The organism is Methanosarcina sp. 1.H.A.2.2 (assembly GCF_000979975.1).
Taxonomy (GTDB): Archaea; Halobacteriota; Methanosarcinia; order Methanosarcinales; family Methanosarcinaceae; genus Methanosarcina.
Window position 1 is genome coordinate 1 of the sequence record NZ_JJQL01000102.1, and the last position, 8074, is coordinate 8074.

Here is an 8074-nt window from a genome sequence, read left to right on the forward strand (position 1 = left end):
CGCAGGGGATGGGCTTGTGGACTTGCGAACAGTAGTTCGAGGGATGAAGCAAGAAGCCCCTTCCTCGCTTTCATCAGAAAGCAGGGAGGGGTAGTTCACAGGACAAAGAAAAGAATCAGAGATTAATCGAAATCCTCATTCTCATTTTGGATGTGCCTGCAAAAATGAAGGATTGAGACAAAAAACAAAAACAGCTCGAAAAGAAAGGTCTAAAGGCAAAAGAAAAAGAATGGAAAAATTAAGGAATATGAAGTAATATTCCCTTATTTTCCAAATTACTTATTTTAAGATTCTCTTCTTTGCAAAGAACACCGAAGCAAGGACTCCGAGAATTGCAAAGGTACTTTCGAATCCAGGAGTCTTTTCGTCGTTAGTTTGCTCTTCTCCTGTGACTGTTCCGGTTTCTTTCTCTTCAGCCGGAGTGATTATTTCAGTGCCGAGTTTGTCTCCCGTAATTGCATACCTGGAGAAGCCCGGAGTTTCTGCCTTGAAATAGTAGTATTCTTTGTCTTCATAAGTCATTTCTGTGACAAGCGCATTCCATTTTTCGTCCTGGAACCTGTTTATCGTTATGGTAGAGACGTCAATATTGTTTTCTTCTACCCAGCTCTTTGAGACCCTGAAGTTAATGGCTGCTCCATTGATGTTGCTCCCACTTTCGAACCTTTCGTTTCCGACCAGGATGTTCATCAGCTGGTAGACTTCTCCTTCAGGTTTTTCTCCGGAACTTCCGTCTCCAAGCACCTCAATCCTTGCGATGACATTCCCGGAATACTGTTGTGAAGTGAAGCTGAGCCCCAGTATGCCAGAAACAGGGTCAGTGAAGCTAAAGCTTGTTTTGGATCCCGCAACAACCTTTTTCTGTGCACTGTCAATGCCTGTCACACCGGTGCTTTCTCCACTTGAGGGAATGTAATTGGTGGAGCTTTTGTGTCTGTGGGTTGGAATGGGTGCGGGGGAAATAGTTGTAAGGGGCAGATAGTCAAAGGTTCCGTTTACGATTTCATAGGAGGAGTCTGCAATTCCGTCCCTGTCAGCGTCTGTGCAGCTTTCGGAAAAGCCTGTCCCATTGGGATTTGCCCAGTAGTTGCCTCCAAGGTACGGACCGCCAACTATACTTTCCCCTGAAGTTTTGCTAATGTTCCAGGTGTTGTTAGCCTCACTGTAAATGAGAGTGTTGTTTACGTTGTTGAAGTAGTTGTTGTAAATTGTGTTATTACTGCTTTCAGGAGACTCAATGCTCCTTACAAGTCCGCTGCGTGCTGTAAGTTCTGACTCTTCGGGATCAATGGCAAGTCCTGCAAGGCTGTTCCGGACCATTTTGTTGCCATAGATCAGGCTGTTATTCACATCATAGAGCACCATTCCGTAAGAATTGCCGGATAAAGTATTCTCTGCAAGGGTTCCTTCTCCTGTCACCAGCAGCCCGATTGCACTTCCTTCTACAGTACACCCTGCCACCGTATACCCAGTTTCTGGGACTTCCTCGGAGCTCATAATCACAATTCCTCCTGAAGTGCAGTTAGTTACGGAGCAGTCACTTACACTACAGTTTTCACTCGCAATTGCGATAAGTCCCGCCTGACAGTTTTTAAGAGTATTGCATTCAAGTGTCGAGTTTACCGGTTCATAGAGATAAATTCCCCATGCAGAACAACAGTCCTCAACGGTGTTGCCCTCAAGCCTGAATTCATTTGAATAAGCAAAACAGATTCCATATCCTGAGGGTCCCAAACTTTTGCTGACAAGAGGAGAACTGACAAGGGGGGAATTTCCAGATACAAGTTGAGCCTCACCTGTTACATTCTGAACCGTATTGTCCAGAAGTTCTACATTGGCAGAATTATCCGAATAAATCCCTGTATACCCGATGTTCCGTACCGAGTTCCTCACAAACCTGACATCCTGGCACCCCTCAAGAGAAATTCCTATGAAGTCTATCTGGTCAATAGTATTGTTCTCAAGCCTGAGATTCTGGCAATCTTCAGAATAGATCCCAAAGTCATTGAGTGCCTGTGACTGCACAAGATTCGAGTTTACGAGGGTATTTTCCTTTACGAGGGTACTTTCCTTTATGAGGGTATTTTCCCTTATGAGGGTATTTTCCTTACCGCTAACAAGCTTTGAGTTTCCGGAGGTAAGAAGTCCATAGTTTTCCATCGAGTCCTGAACAGAATTACCCATAAGCGTGCAGTTCTCGGAACCTAAGGTGATAATCCCATATATGGAGTTCCGAACAGAATTGTTTAAAAACATGCAGTTCTCGGAACTAATTGTGGCAATCCCAACAAATATGGAGTCCCGAATGGAATTGTTCGAAAGCGTACAGTTCTCAGAACTAACGGCTTCAATTCCAAATAACGAATTCTGAACGGTATTGTCAGCCAGAGTCGTATTTATAGCCTTCTCGAGATCCACTCCTATCATGGAATTCTCAATCATGCTGTCTGAGATCCTGACGTCCTGAGAAGATAACACCATCATCCCGTAGATGGTATTGTTTATGGTGTTATTCTGGATTTCCGAACTTGTATTATACAGGAAAACCCCGTATGTATTATTCTGAAGCACAAGGTTCTTAATTTCGACATCTCCGCAGTTTATGCAGTAGACAACCCCTGCATCACTTCCAATAGAAGGATTTGGTTCCCCTTCAAGGTAATAAATCGCTTTTCCGTCGACAAGATTACTGGTATCAATTATATTTCCGGTTCCGTTATCAAGGTCGTAGATATCAAGATCGAAATTGTACAGGTTTTCAGACATAATATTGCCTGTAAGCGTGCAGTTTTCGATATACCAAAGGCTGATTCCATATATCCCTGAAGTTGCTGTGTTGTTTCTCAGGACACAGTCGTCTGAATCTACAGTGATACCGTAGTCAGCGTTTGAGATTGTGTTGTCGGTCAGAGTACAGCCGCTGGAATAAGAAAGGCAGACGCCTTCATCAGAAGCGTTTGAAACGGTATTATTGGTCAGAATGCAATTTTCAGAATTTACCAGACAGATTCCATCATCCTCAGTGTTTAAAACTGCATTACCATTAATATTACAGTTGCTGGAAGAATCCAGATCAATGCCATCATCCCCAGTGTTTGAAACTGTGTTGCCAGTAACATTACAGTTGCTGGAAGAGTTCAGATCAATGCCATCATCCTCAGTGCTTGAAACCGTATTACCAGTAATATTACAGTTGCTTGAAGAGTTCAGATCAATGCCATCATCCTCAGTGTTTGAAACTGTGTTGCCAGTAACATTACAGTTGCTGGAAGAGTTCAGATAAATACCTTCATAGTAAGTATTTGAAATTACATTATTAGTCAGAGTACAGTAAACAGAGCTCCTGAGTAATATTCCCTCTTCTCCGGTATAAGAAATTGTATTATTTGCTAGTATACAATGGTTACTCGAAGAAGAGAGATAAAATCCATGTTGAGCAGAATCAGAAACTGTATTGTTGATCAGGTTGCATCTGCTGGAACGTTCCATCTGAATACCGCAACCGACTCCGGAAAGCTTGTTATTTATGATATTTGCTCCCGAAATCCTGCTCATATAAATTCCTGTAGAACCTGCCCCGGTAATAGTAAACCCGCTAATAGTTACATTATTGGCAGTTATTTTGATATTGTTACTCTTGAATTCCTCGCGTTTTATAATCGTATCATCAGGGTTTCCAGAATAGGAGCGGATGCTTATGTTTTCCACACTAGCATTCACATTTTCCGTATACGTACCCGGATAGACAAGAATTGTGTTTCCGGAACTTGCGTTGTTTACCGCATCCTGAATAGTTGTATAATTTCCGCTGCCTTCTCCACCCACGTACAGCGTGGTCGGTGCAGGATACGAGGCTGCTGTTCCATTTACAATAAGAAAGATAAAACATGCAATTGTTAAAAATTGCAAATTATTTTTTTTATAGAGTAGTCCCATTTTTTCAGGTCCCCATATATTTTGATTACGTCAACAGTGCACTAAATTCAATTTATTCTCTACTAAATATCTACTAAATATTTATATATTGTTAAATATTAGTGTAACTGAAAGTATAAAAAGTTTCATCCTTAAGGGGACGGCTCGATCATAAATGGACATCCCAGTGCAAAATATGGCTGCAAAAATGACAAGCCCTATAATAGAAGGCATGAAGCGCGGTATTGATGAGCCAGCCAATGAAATTGCAGAACAGCGGCAGAAAGGCCTTATCCCATCCGGAACCGATCCACGTACCCTTGCAGTCGCTCTCGTGTCGTTATTCAATGGAATGAGGGTTATGATTCTTCCTGGAGTTGATTGGGAAGAGGCCCGTTCTCGCTGGATCGAAATACTCCTGAATTTATTTGGGATAACGGAAGAGAGAAAACAGGCAAACTGCCCCAGGGATTGTAAGCGATTTGAGGATTGCAATAAAGTATCAAGGGGTCCCGAAGTAAGAGCAGAGGCCGGAATAAATGAATGAGGTTTGGAAATCTCTGGGTCCAGATGTTCCATTCGATTATTGCGTGGGCAAAGAATAGAAAACTGCACCCTTTACAATTTTTGTTTTTCCCCACGCAAGAAAAGGCTCGACTATTCCTTCCTGAATCCCAAACTTAAGAGTTTCTTTCTGCTGTGTCATCCAGATGAATAATAATAGAGCCGGAAGTTTGACAGGGGAATCGAGAGCCTGCCGGACAGTGGAGAAGGGGACGTTTTTTACATTTTTTGGGGATGAGGAGAAAGTAAAAAGAAAAAAGCGAGAAGAAAAATCCCATTCACTTATAGGTTCCACTGGAAAAACCCATGGAAAAATATCATAAATGTAATTTCTTATTTGGCTGAAGCTGCTGTCTGATGTATCCTCATACTCAACACCTTCTCCATCTCCTGCCAGCTTAACTAAGCAGCCATTCCCTTTTTTAACGCCTGCGGCTATGTACCCGTCGTCTGAAGTCATTGAAATCGAGATTGCAGCATCAAGCTATTTTTCTGGAAGCAGGCTTCAAAAGTACTGCTCTGTCGAAAGAAATCCTGGGTTTAGAAACCTGTTCCAGGCCTACAGATCTTGCAACTTCCAGGGTGCTGTCAAAGTCGGATTTTGAGACGTGGAATTTTGGCTCGACGATTAAAAAATTACCATCGGGCTTGAGATGGGAAGCGACTTCGCCCAAAAAACTCTTTTTATCCGGAACCTCGTGAACCATGTAAAAAGCAAGGGCAAAATCTACCATCTCGGAGATACCTAACTTTTCCGGTTGGGCTTTATGAAGGACTATTCGAGAATTAAGCCCCTTAAGCTCGCTTTTATTTTTTAAAATCTGAAGCATCTCATCCTGAACATCCACTGAGATGACCTTTCCTTTCTCACCTACCAGCTTTGCCATTGGCAGGGAAAAGAAGCCAGGCCCACAGCCCAGATCCAGAACAGTCTGGCCTTCTTTTACATAATCTCTAACAATTTTGTAAGGGTTTTGCAAAAGCCTGCGAACCCAGTTATCAAGAGTCCATGCCCACTGATAGGGGCATACATCCGTAGATTTGTTCGCCATATTTCTTCCTCCTTTTATTTTTTAATTCAGTTTTATTTTACGCCTTATGTGATTAAACTGACAGATTATGCTACTCTTTATTGACTGACTGTCAATCAGATACTGGCTCAGATCAATTATTATTAATATATCAACTAAAATTAGATTTCCAGGTGGAACCTATAATCAGTGACCCCAAGAACCCTGGATATTATCTCTTCTAAAGCAGTGCGCATTCTCTCACGGGACTCATGATCCCATGAGAGATTATGAGATAGATAAAGCGTCGAGGCTATCAAAAATCCAAAAGATTCATCAGGATATTCTGTTTTAAAAACCCCTTCTGCAATACCTTTTGATAATATCTCAGTTACAAGGGGTGACATCTCCTCTTCAAGTGCTTTCTCCACTTTCTGGTGAAGCAAATGGTTTCCTTTTTGATGCATTAGCTTCATAATGCCCAGGTCGGAATCGTTAGCTTTTAAAATGCCGTTCAGTATGGAGTTCACCTTTGTTGCAGGATCCTCATTGCCTTTTGCGATATTTCGTACGTCTTCAACGTACGGGGCTACAACTTTTTTAGCTACTGCTTCCAGAATATCTTCCTTGGATTTGAAATAATGGTAAAACGTTCCCTGACCAACCTTAACCTTTTTGACGATCTCACTGACTGCCGTGTCCTCATAGCCCTTTTTTGCAAAAAGGCTCTCAGCTGCTTCAATCAGTTCCAATCTTCTCTCCGCAGGGTCTTTGACTATTCTGGTCATCGCTTACATCCTCTTATTGACTGACTGTCAATCAATAGAAGTACTCCATCACATAAGAGTGTTTTGGGAATTATCCAGCTTAATTAACCAGGCATCAGACTTGCCATCCGAACCTTTACCATATAATCTGTTGTACCTGCAACTATATACCCGCCGTCCGAAGTCTATTCAACACATCTAAAATAATCATAATCATCTCTGCCAAAAGACCTGTTCCATTGTTCTGCAGGTGCTTCTGAAGCTGCTGCATTTGATACCTGTAAAAAAAGAATTAAAACAAGAAAAATCAGGAACATTTTATACTCAGTCTTCTTAACCACTCTATCACCTCTAAAACACAATGCCCATTCAGTACTCAAATATGGTCAGAGCTTACAACCAACATTTTTTCATTTAACTGATGTTTTTTATTGCTTTCCTTTATCCAAAACGCAGCTAACAGGCTTACGCCGCCGGAAACTATTTCAAATCCAGGAGTTTTTTTGCTTCCTTTTGCAGGATCGTTTGTCCCTTTTGTTGATATTGCACCGTCACAATCTATTCCTTCACTTCCGTTGCTGCTATTTTCACCGGGACTATTTGTTTTCATCACAAATATCGTAGCCTCTTTTGAGGCTGTTTTGTTTGCATTGCTTACTTTCAGGTTAACAGTATAGGTTCCTGCTGATGAGTAAGTATGGACCGGGTTTTGATTCGTTGAATTAAACCCGTCTCCAAAGTCCCAGTTCCATGCAGTTGTGTTCTGCGAACTGTCGTTGAACCTGACCGAAAGAGGCGCGTAACCTGATGTGACATTGCTACTGAAGTCTGCAAAAATAAATGCTGGTTGTTCTGGATTTGCTTTCAGGATAACAAGACCGTTAACACCCCCTCCTACATAGACATAACTTCCTGAAACTGCAATATCAAAAACAGAACCTACATAACGCCCTTTAAGAACTGGAGAGGAAGGATTGCTTATATCGATGATCACAAGACTGTTATCAACGACTAAATAGGCGTAATTTCCGGAAACTGCAACCTCCTCAACATGTCTTTCAGGATTGTAGCTTCCGTTAAGAACTGGAGAAGAAGGATCGCTTATGTCAATAATCGCAAGCCCATTATTGCTATTGACTACGTAGGCATAATTACCGGAAACTGCTACATCGAAAGCATACTCAGCAGCAGGGTAACTTCCTTTCAGAACAGGAGAAGAAGCATTGCTGACATCAACAATCAAAAGGCCGTTTCCTTCATCGGCTACGTAGGCGTAATTTCCGGAAACTGCAACACTTTTAATGCATCCGCCATAGCCATAATCCCCATTCCAGATAATTGGAGAAGTGGCATGAATTCCTTTCAGAAGCGGAGAAGAAGGATTGCTGATATCTACGATGAAAATACCGTTAGCATAATCGATTACATAAGCGTAATTTCCGGAAACTGCAATATCCTGAGCCCATCCGCCAGTATTGTAATTTCTGATTGGAATCGGAGAAGAGGGATTACTGATATCAACAATAACAAGATCGTTACCATCAGCTATGTAGGCGTAGTTGCCGGAAATTGCAACACCTTGAGCATTTCCTGGAGTGTCGTAGCTTCCTTTGAGAGCAGGAGAAGAAGGATTGCTAATATCAACAATCATAAGACCATTATAATGATCGGGTACATAGGCGTAATCGCCGGAAACTGCAACACGTTTAGCCCTCCCTATACAGGCTGTCCGACAATTACCATCAGTAATAAATAACAACTGTCTATTGTTATACTGCAAAACTTTTTATAACTTTATGAAATTTGCATTATATTCAT

General features: G+C 41.7%; 7 protein-coding genes. 1 reads left to right on the forward strand and 6 read right to left on the reverse strand.

All coding sequences use genetic code 11. The features are described from left to right. Positions 1-279: 279 nt before the first annotated feature. Positions 280-3909 (reverse strand): NosD domain-containing protein, encoded by a 3630-nt coding sequence (locus EO93_RS16265; protein WP_235284318.1) that lies wholly within the window; start codon positions 3907-3909, stop codon positions 280-282. A gap of 181 nt (positions 3910-4090) precedes the next feature. Here EO93_RS16265 and EO93_RS16270 point away from each other — a divergent pair, with 181 nt between their 5' ends. Next, positions 4091-4462, forward strand: a complete 372-nt coding sequence (locus EO93_RS16270) for a hypothetical protein (protein ID WP_235284319.1) — start codon at positions 4091-4093, stop codon at positions 4460-4462. 36 nt (positions 4463-4498) lie between these two features. On the opposite strand, the gene EO93_RS16275 is transcribed toward EO93_RS16270, so the two are convergent. The 5 genes from EO93_RS16275 to EO93_RS16290 all read right to left on the reverse strand — a co-directional run bounded on the left by EO93_RS16275 (position 4499) and on the right by EO93_RS16290 (position 8015). Further along, a complete protein-coding gene (locus EO93_RS16275) occupies positions 4499-4939 on the reverse strand; it encodes a hypothetical protein (protein WP_048163661.1) in 441 nt (146 codons plus the stop codon). A 19-nt stretch (positions 4940-4958) separates the two neighbouring features. After that, positions 4959-5531, reverse strand: coding sequence for a class I SAM-dependent methyltransferase (locus tag EO93_RS16280; protein ID WP_048163663.1), 573 nt, complete (start codon positions 5529-5531; stop codon positions 4959-4961). A 140-nt stretch (positions 5532-5671) separates the two neighbouring features. Beyond that, positions 5672-6277, reverse strand: a complete 606-nt coding sequence (locus EO93_RS16285) for a TetR/AcrR family transcriptional regulator (protein WP_048163664.1) — start codon at positions 6275-6277, stop codon at positions 5672-5674. Between the two features lie 164 nt (positions 6278-6441). Next, entirely contained in the window at positions 6442-6597 is a 156-nt protein-coding gene (locus tag EO93_RS17720) for a hypothetical protein (RefSeq protein WP_156161366.1), read from the reverse strand. A gap of 35 nt (positions 6598-6632) precedes the next feature. Next, positions 6633-8015, reverse strand: coding sequence for a PKD domain-containing protein (locus EO93_RS16290; protein ID WP_235284320.1), 1383 nt, complete (start codon positions 8013-8015; stop codon positions 6633-6635). Positions 8016-8074 lie beyond the last annotated feature (59 nt).